General features: G+C 68.9%; 13 protein-coding genes and 1 pseudogene. 8 read left to right on the forward strand and 6 right to left on the reverse strand.

The window, feature by feature from the left end; genetic code table 11:
• Both OHA88_RS05195 and OHA88_RS05200 read right to left on the reverse strand, forming a co-directional pair.
• Complete coding sequence (locus OHA88_RS05195) at window positions 1–1,224, reverse strand: macrolide family glycosyltransferase (protein WP_328624425.1); 1,224 nt, start codon at window positions 1,222–1,224, stop codon at window positions 1–3.
• Complete coding sequence (locus tag OHA88_RS05200; RefSeq protein ID WP_328624426.1) at window positions 1,221–2,189, reverse strand: patatin-like phospholipase family protein; 969 nt, start codon at window positions 2,187–2,189, stop codon at window positions 1,221–1,223. The genes OHA88_RS05195 and OHA88_RS05200 overlap by 4 nt, the downstream gene beginning before the upstream one ends.
• A gap of 981 nt (window positions 2,190–3,170) precedes the next feature.
• On the opposite strand from OHA88_RS05200, the gene OHA88_RS05205 reads away from it, so the two are divergent.
• Complete coding sequence (locus tag OHA88_RS05205; protein WP_328624427.1) at window positions 3,171–3,644, forward strand: carboxymuconolactone decarboxylase family protein; 474 nt, start codon at window positions 3,171–3,173, stop codon at window positions 3,642–3,644.
• A gap of 233 nt (window positions 3,645–3,877) precedes the next feature.
• A complete protein-coding gene (locus tag OHA88_RS05210) occupies window positions 3,878–4,111 on the forward strand; it encodes an NAD(P)-binding domain-containing protein (RefSeq protein WP_328624428.1) in 234 nt (77 codons plus the stop codon).
• Between the two features lie 255 nt (window positions 4,112–4,366).
• Here the strand turns inward: OHA88_RS05210 and OHA88_RS05215 are convergent, their stop codons facing one another.
• Window positions 4,367–5,287, reverse strand: a complete 921-nt coding sequence (locus OHA88_RS05215; RefSeq protein ID WP_328624429.1) for a helix-turn-helix transcriptional regulator — start codon at window positions 5,285–5,287, stop codon at window positions 4,367–4,369.
• Window positions 5,288–5,578: 291 nt separating this feature from the next.
• Here OHA88_RS05215 and OHA88_RS05220 point away from each other — a divergent pair, with 291 nt between their 5' ends.
• From OHA88_RS05220 to OHA88_RS05230, 3 genes are all read left to right on the forward strand, one after another.
• On the forward strand, window positions 5,579–6,976 hold the full coding sequence (locus tag OHA88_RS05220) for an MFS transporter (RefSeq protein WP_443044177.1): 1,398 nt from the start codon (window positions 5,579–5,581) through the stop codon (window positions 6,974–6,976).
• A 152-nt stretch (window positions 6,977–7,128) separates the two neighbouring features.
• Entirely contained in the window at window positions 7,129–8,163 is a 1,035-nt protein-coding gene (locus OHA88_RS05225; protein ID WP_328624431.1) for a zinc-binding dehydrogenase, read from the forward strand.
• Window positions 8,164–8,249: 86 nt separating this feature from the next.
• Window positions 8,250–9,101, forward strand: a complete 852-nt coding sequence (locus OHA88_RS05230) for an aldo/keto reductase (protein ID WP_328629597.1) — start codon at window positions 8,250–8,252, stop codon at window positions 9,099–9,101.
• A 200-nt stretch (window positions 9,102–9,301) separates the two neighbouring features.
• On the opposite strand, the pseudogene OHA88_RS05235 reads toward OHA88_RS05230, so the two are convergent.
• The 3 genes and pseudogenes from OHA88_RS05235 to OHA88_RS05245 form a co-directional block, all read right to left on the reverse strand.
• Window positions 9,302–10,110 (reverse strand): annotated as a pseudogene (locus OHA88_RS05235) (maleylpyruvate isomerase family mycothiol-dependent enzyme).
• A 231-nt stretch (window positions 10,111–10,341) separates the two neighbouring features.
• Complete coding sequence (locus tag OHA88_RS05240) at window positions 10,342–11,226, reverse strand: DUF6299 family protein (RefSeq protein WP_328624432.1); 885 nt, start codon at window positions 11,224–11,226, stop codon at window positions 10,342–10,344.
• A complete protein-coding gene (locus OHA88_RS05245) occupies window positions 11,186–12,484 on the reverse strand; it encodes an MFS transporter (RefSeq protein WP_328624433.1) in 1,299 nt (432 codons plus the stop codon). Before OHA88_RS05245 ends, OHA88_RS05240 begins: the two co-directional genes overlap by 41 nt.
• A 369-nt stretch (window positions 12,485–12,853) precedes the next feature.
• Here OHA88_RS05245 and OHA88_RS05250 point away from each other — a divergent pair, with 369 nt between their 5' ends.
• The 3 genes from OHA88_RS05250 to OHA88_RS05260 all read left to right on the forward strand — a co-directional run bounded on the left by OHA88_RS05250 (window position 12,854) and on the right by OHA88_RS05260 (window position 17,014).
• Window positions 12,854–14,191: a PP2C family protein-serine/threonine phosphatase gene (locus OHA88_RS05250; RefSeq protein WP_328624434.1), complete on the forward strand. Its 1,338-nt coding sequence runs from the start codon at window positions 12,854–12,856 to the stop codon at window positions 14,189–14,191.
• A gap of 518 nt (window positions 14,192–14,709) precedes the next feature.
• On the forward strand, window positions 14,710–15,588 hold the full coding sequence (locus OHA88_RS05255) for an isocitrate lyase/PEP mutase family protein (RefSeq protein ID WP_328624435.1): 879 nt from the start codon (window positions 14,710–14,712) through the stop codon (window positions 15,586–15,588).
• A gap of 541 nt (window positions 15,589–16,129) precedes the next feature.
• Complete coding sequence (locus tag OHA88_RS05260; protein WP_328629598.1) at window positions 16,130–17,014, forward strand: aminoglycoside phosphotransferase family protein; 885 nt, start codon at window positions 16,130–16,132, stop codon at window positions 17,012–17,014.
• Window positions 17,015–17,139: the final 125 nt, after the last annotated feature.

Consider the following 17,139-nt stretch of genomic DNA (forward strand, 5'->3'; position numbering starts at 1 on the left):
TCAGCCTCGCTGTGACGGATCGACCGGAGCCGACTGACTGACCGAGCCGGCCGTATGCAGGTACCGCTCGAGTTCGTCGGCGGCACGCCGAAATCCACCCGCCTCGTGCTGGGCGACCTGCAAGGTGGTCACGGCCGCCCGGAACCTTTGGTCGCCGAGCAGACGCCGGGCGAGGACCCGCACGGAGCCCCCGGCGACGTCCTGAGTACGGACCGACAGGCCGGCGCCGAGCTCGACGACGCGACGGGCCACCATCGGCTGGTCAGCGCCCTGCGGAACCACCAGCATCGGAACCCCGGCGTACATGGCCTCGTTGACGCTGTTCATCCCGCCATGGGTGACGAACAGCGCCGCACGGGCCAGCACCTCCGGTTGCGGCACGAAGCGCCGGGCGAACACGTTGGCAGGCAACGGACCCAACGCGGCGGGGTCGGTCTGCCCGGTGGAAACGATCACGGTGCCGCCCCGCGGGGCGAGCGCGGTTGCAAAACTACGCAGCAGCTGTGGATCGGCGTTGAACACGGTGCCCAGCGAGGCATACAGCACCGGGTCCTTCAGCCGATCGGCCGGGAACGACGGGTCGACCGGCCGGGCGCCGATGCTTGGGCCGACGAACCGGTAGGACCGGTCGAAGCCCTCGACGGCAGGCTGGAACGCCCGCGAGGTGTAGACCAGATTGAGCGGCTGGCGGATGTTTCCCAAGTCGAGCAGTGGCAACCCACGCGTGTCGAAGCGGCGGCGCAGCGCCCAGCGCGACCGCAGGAAGCCCTGGAGGCTTCCGGGCCGAGCCGTCGCCGCGGCCAGCAGGTCCCACGAGCCGCGGGTGGGGCTGGGCACATGCCGGTTGAACGCAAATGTGGTGAACGACGACGCCGCCGGCACGCCGAGTTCGCGGGCGGCGACCGCGCCCCACAAACACGCGTTGTCGTGGACGATCACGTCGGGCCGGACGCGGCGCAGGTCGGCGAGCACGGCGGGCAGCAAGCGGACGGCGGTGCCCGCAAGCCCCTCCATCAGAGTGACGGGCGTCGGCGGATCGGGAAGCGGCTGGTCGCCCCCGGGGTAGAGACAGACAGTCGCGCCGGTTGCCTCGATCGCCTCACGGAACGCGGGCGAGGTGTGGTACGTGACGGAGTGGCCGCGCCGAACAAGCTCGGCCACGACCGGCAGCGTCGGGTTGACGCGCCCGTGCATGGGGATGTTGAGGAACGCGAAGGTACTCACAGGCCGACCCCCAATACGGAGGAAATGGATGCCTCGCCCGGACTGGCCAATGGCGCCAGAAGATCGTCGGCCCGATACAGGCCCGGCCCACTGATGCGCAGCCTGTCGAGAAAGCGCCCCGCCGTGAGGGACGCGGTGCTGATCAGCCGCTGGGAATGACCGAAGTCCCACGGGGCGGGCCAGGTCTCGACGCCGGTCGGCAGCACGACGGTCGGGATGTGCTTGGACACCTCGTGCAGGTCACGCTCGATCTGATGGTGCATCAGCAACAGTCCGGCCCTGGCGGCGATCGCACTGGCACGTCGGCGCGGGAGGGTTGAGCTCAACGGCGAGCTCTCCGGCCCGGTCGACAGCACCACCACGCTGGCCGCTCCGGCCTGCAGGGCCGCCAGTACCGGGACGTAGGCGATCACCCCGCCGTCGACGAGCGTCCGGCCCTCACGATCCACCGGGGGCAGCATCCCGGGAATGGCTGTGCTGGCCAGCAGCGCGGACTCGAGGTCTCCGTGGTCGAGCAGCGCCGGAGCGCCCGTGACCAGGTCCATGGCCACCGCGGTGAACGGGACCGCCAACTGCTCGATCCGCGACGGCAGCCCAGCCCGGGCAATCAATCGACGCAGACCGCGATCGGTGAAGACGCTGGCCCGTGAGGACAGGGAGCCGAGCGGATACACCTCGCGGCGACGCAACTGCGTCCACACGTGGTCCAGCCACGGCGCCGCCCTGTCGGGGTGGGCGGCCGCGATTGCCCCGTTGAGGGCACCCACCGAGGTTCCGATGATCAGGTCGGGGACGAATCCGCACTCCTCCAGCGCGTACCCGACACCGACATGCGCCGCTCCGAGCACGCCACCGGCGCCCACCACCGCGGCCACGGGACGGGGAAGGGCGCGCAAGCCCGCTGACGTCAGACCCCCGGGCGGGTGGCTCGACAGCAGCGGACGCGCCCCCTTGTCGCCCGTCATGGTTCGACGCCTCTCATGGCCACGATCACTCGCCGAGTCGCCCCCACCGAAGCCACGGCGCACCAGTGAAGCTGACCTCCGGCGACAAGTAATCCTCATGATCCACCTTTCTCACCACGGCATCGAATCGGATTGGTTTCGCAAGCAAGACCGGGCGGCCACCCGATCCATGGCACCGCCGGCCAGGCGTCACGCCTCAGCTGGTGGGCATCTCTGCACTCGGCGATAGTCAAGCACAAGATGGTATTGAATGATACTGTCGTGAGTAATACGACAACCCGTGCAACGAAGGTGGTCACGTTGAGCAGGGAGATACGGAGATGCGAGACGCTCGGTGGATCCGCGAACGGCACCGTGGAGCTCACCAAGATCGAGAGCTACCGGATGGGCGCAGAGCGCCCATCCGGGCGAGTCTGCGTGACACCGCCTCGCGCAGCACTTCGAGGTGGTGGCTCAAGGTGGACTTGGCGACAGGCGCGCGCAACCATCCCCACCTGCGTTGAGCGCTGCCGGAGACCACTCGGACGGTGCCGAGCCGCGTCGGGCCTCCGAGTGCGCCGAGCAGGCGCGGCAAGGAGATCTCGCTCCGGGAGAGTACTGACGAGGCGGCCGGCAGGGAGCCAGATTGTCGCTGTTCGCCTTACGAACGCCGTCGGGCTCTTGAAGCATCAATGTGGTTGTTTCGGCGCCTCATCGACCGGGCTCCACTTCCCAGTCCCGCGAGGCGGCCCGGCCGGCGCGCGGTGGACGGCGATGTTCGCAGCGATGGGATGCGTGTACCAACGATCTCCCGCAGCGGGCCAACACGACGTGGAAACAGGCCTCCACCTGGTTCTTTGCCCTCGACCATGCCGGATCTCACTTCCACCAAACCGCCGACGGCAGGACGGGTGGGACGTGCATCACATCCGACTTTCTGTCACACCTCGCCGGGCCATCCCGGTCATTAGTGTGTAACCGCAACACAGCTAGGAGATCATCGTGGAATCGCGTCTCAACTACTTCGGCCACCCCCTCGCCGCGAAGGTGCTGAAGCACATCAACTCGGCCGGCAAGGCAGTTTCGGACTCAGCGCTTCCGGCCGTGACACAGGAATTGGTGAAGATTCGCGCAAGCCAGATCAACGGCTGCGGCTTCTGCACCGACATGCACACCAAGGACGCCGCCCTGGCGGGAGAAACCCCGCAGCGCCTCAACCTGGTCGCGGCCTGGCGTGAGGCCACGGTCTTCACCGAAGCCGAGCGTGCTGCACTGGAACTGACCGAGCAGGGCACCCGCATCGCCGACGCAGCCGGTGGAGTCACGGATGCGGTCTGGGCAAATGCTGCCAAGCACTTCGACGAGGAGGAGCTGGTCGCCCTGATTTCCCTCATCGCCGTCATCAACGCCTACAACCGCATCAACGTCATCAACCAGCAGCCTGCCGGGGACTACCAGCCCGGCCAGTTCGGCTGACCGGCACCTGCCCCGGCAGCCACGCACAGTCCGTCTCCACGCCGCCCCGACCTACGGCGGGAGACGGACCACCGGCGTCAACTGGTTCCACTGGACCATGACTTCGCCGCCTCGCAGCCCAGGACCACCATCGGTCGGCTCGCGCAGGCCGTACACACGCCATCTCGGATCAATCTGCGCATGCCGCGGCCCAATGCCGGGCACACTCGCCCACCGCCGTCCCACCGTCCTCCATGCAGGCAACCACACACATCGGCGTCAGCGGACTCGGCGTGATAGGCCATAACCTGGCCCGCAACTTCGCCCGCCACCGCTATACCACGACCTGCGCCAGCCGCAGATCCAGCAGGTCGACCAGGCGGATCGTGACCAGTGTCTTGCCGGTCCTCGCCGCCGGCACGTACAGGCCATGTGTCCGGGCCTGCGCAGATGCCGGGCCGTCGTGTCCCGTCCTGAACCTGAGGTGAAGTCAGTTCCAATCGATCCGGGCGCAGTTGGGGTGTGGCCTCGGCGAACGTGTTGGCTCTACGCCGTCCGGTCCACGCGCTTGAAGTCGTCGCTCCCAACCTCGGACGACTGCTTGGCAGGAAGTACCTGGCGGCAGAGCCGCGGAAACGGCGGGCGACCGCTCACTTGGTGCGGGACGGTCGGAGCAGGCCGAATCTGACAGTGGCCGCGGCGGCTGCAGCGGCAGAAGGCTCACCGTGCATCGGCGCACGGTGTCAGGACGGTGTGTGCGGGTTCGCCTCGTCGGTCGCGGACGGGCGCGCTGCGGGTTGGGGCGCGGTCATGTCCAGCAGCAGCATGGCGTCGTGGTCGGGAGTGCCGGGCTCGGCGAGGTAGACACCGAGGCGCTGGCCCGGAGTGCCCTCCAGCTGCATGGACTGGGCGGCGAGCGTGATCGTGCCGACGTGCGGGTGGTGGAACGTCTTGTGTGCCGACTTGCGGCCGGTGACGTCGTAACGCTCCCACAGCTTGGCGAAGTCAGGGCTCTTGACCAGCAGTTCACCGACGAGGGCGGTCAGGTCGGGGGCGTCGGGCGCGGTTCCGGCCAGGGCGCGCAGGCGGGCGACGCAGGCGCGGACCTGCTTGTCCCAGTCGGGGAACAGGCCGCGGGCCGCGGGGTGCAGGAAGAAGTAGCGGGCGAGGTTCCGCTGCTTGGCGGGCCAGTCGTCCAGCCCCGCATACAGGGCCAGCCCTCCGGGGTTCCAGGCGAGCAGGTCCATGCTGCGGCTGATGACGTACGCCGGACTCGGGCGCAGCGTCTCCAGCAGCAGCTTCAGGTGAGGGCGCACGGTGCGACTCGGTGCGGGCGGCGGCTCGGGCGCGTAGCGGGCGGCGCGGGCGGCCAGCTCCCGCAGATGGTGGTGCTGCTGGTCGTCCAGCTGCAGGGCGCGGGCGAGGGCGTCGAGCACGGAGGGGCTGGGGCGGGTCTCCTTGCCACGCTCGAGGCGGACGTAGTAGTCGATGCTGATGCCGGCCAGGGTGGCCAGCTCCTCGCGGCGCAGACCCGGGGTACGGCGCAGGCCCGCGCCGACGGTGAGGCCGACCTGGTCGGGCGTGGTCTGGGTGCGGCGGGCACGCAGAAACCGGCCCAGCTCGGAGCCGCCGTCGCTGCCGCTGCTGCTGTCCTGGGATGCCATGTACTTCAGTCTCACACCCTCTGACCTGTATGGCAGGCGTGCTGGGGGGCCCTGTCATTACCCCTGAACGCCATTCCCCTGCATAACCCGGCCTGCCTGTCCGGCGCGCGGGGCGGCACGGTGGATGACGTCGCCACTTCACCCCTCTCCAGTTGGAGCGCCCCCCTCGTGTACACCACCTGCACAACGTCCCTCCCAGAGGCGGGACAGGCCACAGCAACGCGGCGTCCGGGCTCTGCTGTGGCACTGGGGGCCGCGCTGCTGGGGTTCTTTGTCATCACACTGGACGCCTTGGTCGTCAACGTGGCACTGCCGTCGATCCGGAACAGTCTGGGCGGCGGCATCACAGGGCTGCAGTGGGTGATCGATGGCTACACGCTGATGTTCGCCGCTCTGCTGCTGTCGGCAGGCTCGCTGACCGACCGGCTCGGGGCCCGCCGCACCTTCGCTGTCGGCCTGGCCGTGTTCGTGGCTGCCTCCGCCGTCTGCGGACTGGCGCCGAATCTGGGGGTGCTTGTCGCCGCGCGGCTGGTGCAGGGCGCCGGCGCCGCGGTGATCGTGCCGTCCTCTCTGGCGCTGATTCGGGAGGCGTTCCCGGATGCGGGCAAGCGGGCGAAGGCAATCTCCGTGTGGGCGCTGGGCGGCTCCGTCGGCTCGGCGGCGGGTCCGGTCGCGGGTGGTTTCCTCAGTCAGGTCGATTGGCGGCTGATCTTCTTCGTCAACCTGCCCGCCGGCTTGATCGCGCTGTTCCTCCTGACACGCACCCACCGCTCGCCGCGCTCGGAGCAGGCGCCGTTCGACTGGACGGGACAGCTCTCGGCGATCGTCGCGATGGGCGCGTTGACGTTCGGGGCAATCAAGACCGGTGCCGACGGCTTCACCGCGGTGCAGGCGCTCGTCTCGTTCGCACTGGCCGTGGTCGCGGCCGTGGTGTTCGTTGTGGCGCAGGCCCGCGGTCCACATTCCATGATCGGATCGACGCTGCTGCGCGAGCGCACCATGGTGGTCTCGGCCGCGATCGGCTTTGCGCTGAATGTCGGCTTCTACGGCATGATCTTCCTGCTCAGTCTGTACCTGCAGCAGGCCAAGGGAATGTCCGCGCCGGCCACCGGGCTGGCGTTCGTACCCATGACCCTGCTGACCGCGTTCATCAGCCCCACCGCGGCCTGGTTCGCCGCACGGTTCGGCCCCCGCATGCCGGTGATCACCGGGCAGGTGGCCATGATGGCCGGCCTGATCCTGTTGGCGCTCGTGCCTGCCTCCGCGCCGACGTGGCTGCTGATCGCCGCGATGGTCCCGGTCGGTGCAGGTGGTTCGCTGGCTGTCCCCGCCTTGACTTCCCTGCTGCTCGACCAGGTGGCAGCCGGGCGGGCCGGCACGGCCAGCGGCGTGCTGAACACCTCCCGCCAGATCGGCGGAGCGCTCGCCGTTGCAGTCTTCGGCGCGCTCATCGCCGACCATGACCACCTGGCAGCGGGGCTTGAGACCAGCCTGCTCATCGCCGCCGCAGCACTCCTGCTCACCACCGCGGCAAGCTTCCTGCTCGGCCCACCACCCGCTCGTGAACCGACAAGCCACGCCGCCGGCGGCACCGAGCCGGCCACCGAGCAGATCGACAAGCTCGGCAGCCTGCCCCCGGTCGTCGGCGCGACCCACACGCAAGCCGGGCGGCAGTTGCTCGAACGCTGACCCGGCCCCCACCCCGCACGTCTTCGTCCTTCGACCTGATGGCACCGGCCCGGTGCCAGGACGTGCCCCGATCGTGCAGTACCAGGCCGAACCTCCCAGAAACGCCCTCTCCGCCGCGAACGGCGGGAACCTCCAGAACAGGAGCACCAACCATGCGTGCAGCAGTGATGTACGGAGCCGGAAACGTCCGGATCGAGGACCGTCCCGACCCGAAGATCCAGCAGCCCACCGACGCCGTCGTGCGCACCGTCCTGTCGTGCGTGTGCGGCAGCGACCTGTGGCCCTACAAGTCGATGCCCGCCGCCGACACCGGCCGCCCCATGGGACACGAGTTCCTCGGCGTGGTGGAGGAGACCGGTGCACAGGTCACCTCCGTCAAGCCGGGAGACCTGGTCGTCACCCCGTTCAAGTACTGCGACAACACCTGCGACTTCTGCGCCAGGGGCCTGCACACCTCGTGCCGTCATGGAGGCCGGTACGGCTTTGCCGGCGTGGACGGCGGTCAGGGCGAGGCGGTGCGCGTCCCGCAGGCCGACGGCACCCTGGTCAAACTGCCCGTCGGCACCGACTCTGCAATGCTGCCCTCGCTGCTGACCCTGTCGGACGTGATGGGCACCGGTCACCACGGCGCCGTCACGGCCGGCGTCAGCCACGGCGACTCCGTGCTGGTCATCGGAGACGGCGCGGTCGGCCTCTGCGCGGTCATCGCCGCCAGGCGGCTCGGTGCCGAGCAGATCATCCTCATGGGGCGGCACACCGACCGCACCGACCTGGGCCGCGAGTTCGGCGCTTCCGACGTCGTTGCCGAGCGCGGCGAAGAAGGCGTCGCCCGTGTACGGGACCTGACCGGCGGCAACGGCGTCGAGAAGGTGATCGAGGCCGTCGGCACCCGCCAGGCGCTGGAGACCGCTCTCGGCGCGGTCATCGACGGCGGCACCATCAGCCGCCTGGGCGTCCCGCAGTACGAGGAAGGGCCCGTAGGCCCGTCCATGATCATGCGGAACATCACCCTCACAGGCGGTGCCAGCCCGGCCCGCGCCTACATCGACGAGCTACTGCCGGACGTCCTGGACGGCAGCATCGACCCCGGCCGCGTCTTCGACAAGAACTTCTCCCTCGACCAGGTTCCGGACGCCTACCGGTCCATGGCCGACCGCCGCGTCCTCAAGGCCCTCATCACCCTCTGACCGGTACCGCCACCCGCGCGGTGCCGGTCCCGGGCGACCACTGACCGGCAGACCCCCGCCCGTACCCATTCGAAATGGAAAATCCGATGCAGACCGTCACCTTGAACAACCGCGTCGAAATGCCGATCCTCGGCTTCGGCGTGTTCCAGATCCCGCCGGAGGAGACCGAGCAGGCCGTCACCGACGCCCTCGCGGCCGGCTACCGGCTGCTCGACACCGCCGCCGCATACCAGAACGAAGAGGCCGTCGGCCGCGCGATCAAGAACAGCGGCGTCCCGCGCGAAGAGCTGTTCGTCACCACCAAGTTGTGGATCCAGGACGCGCCAGCGCAGGGGAACACCAAGCGCGCCTTCGAGACATCGCTGAACAAGCTCGGTCTCGACTACCTCGACCTGTACCTGATGCACCAGCCCTACGGCGACGTGTACGGCCAGTGGCGCGCCATGCAGGACCTCTACCGCGAGGGCCATATCAAGGCGATCGGCGTTGCCAACTTCTACCCCGACCGGCTCGTCGACCTCATCGTCAACAACGACGTCACGCCCGCGATCAACCAGATCGAGACCCACCCCTTTTTCCAGCGCACCGCCGACCAGGAACTCATGCGCGAGCACGGGGTCCAGATCCAGTCGTGGGGCGGGTTCGCCGAAGGCCGCAACAATCTGTTCACTCACCCGGTCCTGAGCGGGATCGCCGAGAAACACGGAAAGTCCGTGGCTCAGGTCGCGCTGCGCTGGCTGGTCCAGCGCGGCGTCGTCGCGATCCCCAAGTCGGTGCGCACTGAGCGCATGGCGGAGAACATCGACGTCTTCGACTTCGCACTCACCGACGACCAGATGGCGTCCATCGCCACCTTGGACACCGGCGGCTCGCTGTTCTTCGACCACCGCGACCCCGCCGTTGTCGGCCGACTCGGCAAGCGGCGCCTGGACAACTGACCGGTTGTGCCAGCTGGCCTCCGCACGGAACCCGGGTGCACCAGCACGCTGACCTGGCCCAGCGAGCCGGCCTGGCCCGAGTCATCGAAGGGAACCTGGCCGGAGATCGCGATCAGCGGCCCGGACGCGACGACGGCGTGGGTGTAACCGTTGGTGGGAGGCATGCCCTCGGGGCGCACGATGTGGCGCATCGTCAGGTCCTACTCATCCGGGTCCCAGGCCAGGAGCAGGTCGAAGAGACGTCGGTCGCCGTCGAGCTTCAGGGAGTCCACCGGAATACGGCCGTACAGGGCCAGGACCAGCTCACTGGCCGCGCCCCGGAGGGAGGCATCGGCCGTGTCCGGGTCCTCGCCGGCAGCTGTGGCGGGCGTCGTGGCAGGCGCGGGGAGACGAGTGGCCCGTGCACCGTCGGCGGAGAGCGAGAGGCGCCAGGAACGGCCCTCGGTGGCCTGGTACTCGACGGCAGCGGGCTCATGCGGCCAGGCGTCCGTCGTTGCGCAGCAGGTGGACAGAAACCCGTCGACACCGTCGAGTGCCGCCTCGTCCGGCAGCGGCTGTGGGACGCCCAGGGTGATCTGGGCGTCGTAAGTGTGAACCGCGACCTCCTGGAGCTGGTGCCGGGCGACGGCACCGCAGGTCTGAGGCGACTGTGACCCGCCCCACCACGTCCAGCAGCCGCGCGATCCGGGCCGGACTCCCGCAGTGCGCTCAGCAACTGCTCCGTGGACTCGGCCGACCAGGCAAGAAGAGCCTCGCGCTCCCGGGGCGCAGCCGGGGCACCCTCCGAAGCGGTCTCGGCCGGACGAGCCTCGGCAGGCCCTGCGGCGACGGTGGCCGCCCAGCGGCGGTGCCCCCTGCCCAGGTGCTGCACCAGATCCAGCAGCGTCCACTCGGGGCAGGTCGGCACCTGCACCTCGAGGCTGGGCGCGGGGGCGACCGCGGCCCGGAACGCGACCGACCGTTCGTCGATCAGCCGCAGCAGAACGGGGAACTCCAGAGTCTTTGCCACGCTGACTGTCCATCACCGTGCTCCGACAGCCGGACAGCGATTTTCGCGGCGAAGGCTCTCAGCGTGAGGCAGCCCGCCCCAAGGTTCCGGCCGACCCTGCCCCAAGGTTCCTGCCGCGCCGCCCCGGGTCACCCGATGACTGAGTGCGGGTGGCCCTTCGGCCTCTGCACCGGCTGCGATCTGTGCGTCCCCCCGAGGCTCTCGTCCGTAGCGCACGATCGGCCGGGCCCGTCAGCCCTTCGCGGGACGCAGCTCGATCTCGTGTCGGTAGGTCACGATGATGCGCGGCATGGGCAGGCCACTTCTCGTGTCCAGGTGCACAAGGGTCGCTTCCACCTCGGCCGGCCCCGGTGCCACTGGGGCTCCGTGCACGGGCTTGTCCTGGTTCACCCACGTGTGTTCGACGCCGTCGCACGTTGCTGCCGTACCGCCGATACCGTGCCGCACTTCGCCGGCCCGTACCGTGGAAGACACGAAGACCGGCCCGGGACCCGACAACGGCGAACAGCGATAGGTGCCGGAGAGGGTGACAGTTCCGTCCGTGGACACCGTCCCGGTCGGGGCGGCGGACACTGCTTGAACATCAGCGGCACCGACCGGACCCGCGGCTGCTGTCAGAAGAGCGCCGCCGATAGCCACGACGCCGGCGGCAACAAGACTTCCTCGCACTTTCTGATCTCCTTGATCGTAAGAACCTTCCTGCAGCTCAACGAGATGCCTCGGGGGTGGAAACGACGACCGGAGCAGTTGCAGCGCGCAATACGCCACCTGGCCGTAGCCGTACGAGACCAGGGCCGGCACGAGCGGCTGCGGCTGGGCGAAGTCTCCGGTGCCCGCACCGAGCGACCGCGCGCCACAGGCTCGCCGAGGTGACCAGCTTGCTCGCGCCCGGCGACCGCAGCCGCTGAGACGCGGGTACCAAAGCCCTTGCAGTCCGCTCGGCCGGATCCCCGCAAGAGCCGGCGCCCAGCGCGACGCGGCTGGATTCGACTTGCGCAGCTCGCCGGGATCGTCCGGCCGGCTCTCCTCGCCTATGCCGTATGCGTAGGCCTCAGCGACGACCCTGCGCTCACCATCAACGCGTAACACCGGGGGCAGGCGCGGGTCCAGGAACATCGCGCATGTGGCGGAGCGGGGAGAAGAACACGAACCAGCCGGCTGCCCAGGAACCGATGAACGCCAGCCAGAGTGTGGGCCGCACCCCGATCAGCGTGCCGAGTGCCCCGCCAAGGATGCCGCCGAGCGGCAGTGTGCCCCACACGACCCAGCGCACGGCCGCGTTCATCCGGCCCATCAGCTCCGGCGGTGTCACCGACTGCCGATAGCTGAGTTGCGCGACGTTGTACACCATCCCGGAGAAGTACGCGATGCCCCAGCCCAGCGGGAACAGCAGCACCCCCCAGCCTCGCCAGGCGGCCGCCGCAATGACCTGCGGCGCGCTGAACACCAGCATCGACACCCAGATGATCCGCGCCGAGCCGATCCTCTTGGCGAGCCGGCCTGCGAACACTCCCCCGGCGATCCCGCCGACAGCCGAGCCCGCCACGACCAGCCCGATCAGCCCGGGACGCACATGCAGTACCCGGACGAGGAAAATCATCGCCAGCGCCGAACTCATGCCGCTGAACAGGTTCGCGGTGCCCGTGCACGCCACGACCCTCCGCAATATCTTGTGCCCGACGACGAACCTCAATCCCTCTGCGATCTGGCTCCGCAACGTCTCGCCCTCGCGCCGCGCGGGCGGCGGCTCCTCGCGCGTCCTGATTCCGGATATCGAGCAGACCGAGATCGCGTACGAGATCGCGTCGGCCGTCATCGCCCCCGCGGCGCCGAACGCCGCGACCAGTCCCCCGCCCAGGCTGGGTCCCCCGAGTTGCGCGAACGCCTGGGTGGTCCCCAGTTTGCCGTTGGCGTCCATCCGGAGATCGGCGCGGATCAGCGACGGCACATAACTCTGGTACGAGACGTCGAAGAACACCGTGCACACGCCGGCTGTCACGGCGACGGTGTAGAGCTGCGTCATCGTCAGGTTGCCGAGGGCAGCCACCACCGGGACCGAGCCGACGATCAGCAGGCGGAGAATGTTGCAGATGATCATGATGGAGCGTTTGGAGCCCCGGTCCACGAGCGCGCCTGCGGGCAGCGCGATCACCGCGAACGCCGCTGTGGTGGCGGCGGTCAGCAGCCCTACCTCAAACGTGCTCGCCTTGAGCGCGACGACCGCAACGAGCGGCAGTGCGATCTGGGTGACCGCCGAGCCCATCTCGCTGACCGTCTGACCGCTCCACAGCAGCATGAAATCCCGCTGCCGCCACAGGCTCGGACCATCGGTCTCCGACCCGACATCCTGCAGATCCTTCGCCACTTCCGTCACAGCACCAACTCCGCTCTCATACCCACGGCTCGGACTATGCCGCTGATCACCAACACGCCGACACGATGCTCTCGGTTCTCACCGACATCTCGCGGCATCTCGTGGGGCTGCTTCGGTTCGGCAGGCGGGTACGCGGACACTGCGGGCTCCTCCGTCAGAAGCTCTTTCTGAACCCGGAGCGTCGGGGGGCGGTGGCCGACTCGGGGCGATAGACAGGAGGGACGACCGACAGCGAGCCGACTATTGGCGGCCCGGGACAGGCTCAGCCCGAGCGGTGTGACCTGTGTGGGACCCCCATACCGGTGGGTGAAGGTGAGTTATGCACGCCCGCCAGGTAGGACGGCTTGCGCGGCGGCATCGGGAGAGCCCATGGAACGTAATCAACCGCAACCTTCGAACATCGCTGGCCTGCATGACTTCCTGGACCACCAGCTCGACCAGATCTCAGCACAGCTCCAGGGGCTGGCCCGGACCAGGGACCGGTTGCAGGCGCTGCTGGACGCGGTCATGGCAGTCAGTCGGGAGTTGGAGCTGCCAGTGGTGCTGGAGCGGATCGTCAAGGCTGCCATGGACCTGGTCCAGGCCCGCTATGGTGCGCTGGGCGTCCTGGATGAGCAGGGCACCGGCCTGGCGCACTTCATCCCCGTGGGACTGAGCCCGCAGGAACGGGCCGACCTGGGCGATGTCGAGTTTCCGCGCGGGCGGGGTCTGCTCGGGACCCTGATCCGCCGTCCCGAACCGCTCCGGGTCCACGAGATTTCCTCCCATCCGCATTCCGCAGGGTTCCCGCCCGGTCACCCGCCGATGCGCAGCTTTCTCGGGGTAGCGATCAGCGTCCGGGGCGAGGTCTACGGGGACCTTTACTTGGCCGACCGGCGTGACGGCGAGCCCTTCGACGCGTACGACGAGGACATCGTCGTTGCACTTGCCGGGGCCGCCGGAGTGGCCATCGAAAACGCGCGCCTGTTCGAGCACGCCCGGGCAGGCAGTGAGCTGTTCCAGCGTCTGCTGCTGCCGACGCTGTCCGACCTGCGGCCGTATGAGGGCGCCGCCGTATACCGGCCGGCGACAACCCCGGCACGGGTCGGCGGTGACTGGTACGACGCCTTTCTGCTCCCGGACCGGGCATGCGCAGCCGTCATCGGCGATGTCTGCGGACATGACCTGAAAGCTGCGGCAGCCATGGCCCAGACCCGGAACATGCTGCGCGCCCTTGTCTACGACCGCCGTACCCCGCCCAGCGCAGTCCTCACGCAGCTCGACCGCACTCTGCACGCCATCACCGACAACCCCCTCACCACCGCCTGCCTGGCCCGCATCGAACCCGAAGGCTCCGCCTGGACCCTGCGCTGGAGCAACGCAGGCCATCTCCCGCCCCTGGTCATCACCCCCGGTCAGCGGCCGAAGTACTTGCATGCCGATCCCGGGGTCCCCCTCGGAGTGGACGCCGACCAACCCCGCTCCGACCACACCCACCCACTCTCCGCCGGCTCCACCGTGGTCTTCTTCACCGACGGACTGATCGAGCACCCCCAGCACCCCATCGACACCAGCCTCGACGCCCTCGCCCAAACCGCGGCCACCCACAGCGACCTGTCCCTGAACGACCTCTGCCAGGCCCTTGTCGACCACCATCCCAGCGACGGCCACGACGACATGGCCATCCTCGCCCTCCGCACACCGTTCCTGACCAGTGTGCGTAAGTGAGTCTTGGACCCACTGCTGCGTACGGGGCGCATTAGCCACTGCCGCGTCTCCCTTGGCAGTTTGAGGCCCATGCGCGTTTCGGCTTCACTGATGGCCGTTGAATTCCCCCGGGCCGCCGAGGGCGGCGAAACGCCAGAAGCGTGCTGCCCAAGTCACGCGGTCACCCGACTCCACGCCTGTCGCACGTCTGCTGCCTCGCGCATCGGCACTCCGCTCATGTTCCATCCTCAAGTCGGTCGAGCGCGAATGAACATGGAGTACGCCCGCCCGGGTTGTCGGCCCCCGGGAACCGGCGGATACCTCGCCGCATCCGCTAGGGCACTTCGGCCGCATTTGTGCCCTATCATCCGGGTAGAGTCGGTGGTGGCGGATCCCAGAGTCCGGAGCACCAGCGGATACCGTCCGCCGGCAGCCGGACGTCCGTGGTCGTGCCGAGGGGCACGAGCGGCATACGGGCCCATACGGTGCCCGGCCGCGGCGACCGCGGTCGGCGCCCCCTTCAGCGCAGGAGGACGGCCATGGTCAGGCACACGACCCGCCTGCGGCAACTGCTCAACGACCCGAGAATCCTGGTGGCTCCGGGGGCCTATGACGGAACCGGGGCCCGGCTGGTGGAGCGGCTCGGCTTTCAGGCGTTCTACCTCAGCGGATTCGAGACGGCTGCCAGCATCCTGGGGCAGCCCGACGTGGGTTATCTGTCGCACACACAGATGGTGGAACGAGTCACGGCCATGGCCGATGTGGTCGACCTGCCGCTGATCGCCGATGCCGACACCGGCTTCGGCAACCCGCTCAACGTCCGCCGCGCGGTCATCGCCTACGAACGCGCCGGCGCCGCAGCGATGCACATCGAAGACCAGACCTTCCCGAAGCGCTGCGGGCACATGCTGGGTCGCGAGGTCGTCCCCGTCCACGAGATGGTTCAGAAGATCAAGGCAGCGGTCGACGCGCGGCAGGACCCCGACTTCGTCATCATTGCCCGCACCGACGCGCGGACGGCACACGGGCTCGACGAGGCGATCGACCGGGGCGCCGCGTACCACGAGGCCGGCGCCGACATGCTGTTCATCGAATCCCCCGAGAGCGAGGAGGAGATGCGGCGGATCTGCGAGGCGTTCCGCGGCGCCGTCCCCCTTCTCAGCAACCAGGTCGAAGGCGGCCGGACGCCGACTCCCGGTGTCGGCGTCCTCCAGGACATGGGATACGCCCTCGCGCTTTTCCCAGTGGGGACGGCATTCGCGGCCGCCAAGGGAATGCGGGACTACCTCAAGGTTCTCGCGACGGCAGGCGACACGCGGGGCGCACTCGGGAACCTGATCCAGTTCGAGGAGTTCACCGCGCTGATCGGTCTTGGCGAGCACACCGAACTCGAGCGGCGCTACCAGACCGAACAGTAGGACCGTGTCCCACATGGTGGTTGGTCATTGAGAAACACATGGGCAGCGTCGGGTCGGGCTGGACCGTTCCGGACGGGCTGTGGGAGATCGCCGCTCCGACGGTGCGTCACGTGACAATCGGTGACCGACCACAGAAGTTGAGCCGGAGCCCGTTCTCATGGACGTGACCACAGGCGGAAGGCCAGGGGCGAGCCGTACTGCCCGGATCGCTGCACTGCACCGAACACGTCCTCACACCGACCATGCACGACGGGCCCGAGGGCGTCCCTCTATCCGGAACCCGTCTACCGGTGGCTTTGTTTGTGAGTAACGAGAGCGCCTGTTGCTCAGCGCCGAGAGTGGTAGCGCTCTGTACGACGAGGGGCATGGGTGCTGTCCAAGTCCAAGAGCTGGAGGGGTTCTTCCACCTCGACGACGTGGACCGGCTTCCACGACTGGCGCTGCTCCGGCAACGCGGGCCCCGGATATGGACTCTGGGGCACGGTCCGACTATGCGACGATCACGGCAGGAACCGAGAGATCTGGGGGGTACATGGGCAAGATGCACGCGGACGAAGCGGACACCGACGCCGACCTGGTCCGGCGGCTGCTGCGCGCTCAGTTCCCCCAGTGGGCGGACCTGCCGATCACCCGGCTCGCATCCGGAGGCACGGTAAACGCGATCTACCGGCTCGGCGAGGACCTGACCGTCCGGCTGCCGCTGCGCCCCGGCGGCGCCGAGGCCATCGCGATGGAGGCACGGCTCCTCCCCCGGCTGGCGCCGCTGCTGCCGCTGCCGATCCCGGACGTGGTGGCGACCGGTGCCCCGGGCGAGGGTTACCCCCTGGTCTGGGCGGTGCACCGGTGGATCGAAGGCCGCAACCCGGTCGAGGGGGATCTCGCAGAGCCCGAGCGCGCGGCCCGTGACCTAGCGGAGTTCGCGGTCGCCATCCGCAAGATCGATCTCCCCGGCGGTCCGGCCGCGCACCGGGGCGAGCCGCTGATCGCCGAAGATCAGGCGATGCGGGCGGCGATCGAGTCGCTGCGCCGCACCGAGGAGCCCTTCGACGCCAACGAGATCACCGCGGCCTGGGAGGAGGCGCTCGCTGCACCGCTGTGGACGGGCCCGGCCTGCTGGACGCACTCCGACCTCATGCCGAGCAATTTGCTGCTTGCCGGCGACCACGTATCGGCGATCATCGACTTCGGCACCGTGGGAATGGGCGAACCGGCCACCGACCTCATCCCGGCCTGGAACCTGCTGCCCGCCTCGGCGCGGCAGGTGTACCGCGAGGCGGTGGATGTGGACGACGCGACCTGGGCCCGCAGCCGGGGGTGGGCGCTGTCCATGGCGGTCATCCAGCTTCCGTACTACCGGGCGACCAATCCGATCATTTCAGCCAACGCCCGGCACGTCATCCGAGAGATTCTCGGGAGCTCCGCATAGGGGAGGTCAGGGACGACGCAATCCGGCACCTGCCGGGTTCCACCGCTGTGCAGGCCCATCCTCTACCGCCAACGGCAGTTCCCTCGTTTCCCATGGCCGGGGGCAGGGTCGAGGTCGATCCGGGC

The sequence above is a fragment of the Streptomyces sp. NBC_00353 genome (assembly GCF_036108815.1).
Taxonomy (GTDB): domain Bacteria; phylum Actinomycetota; class Actinomycetes; order Streptomycetales; family Streptomycetaceae; genus Streptomyces.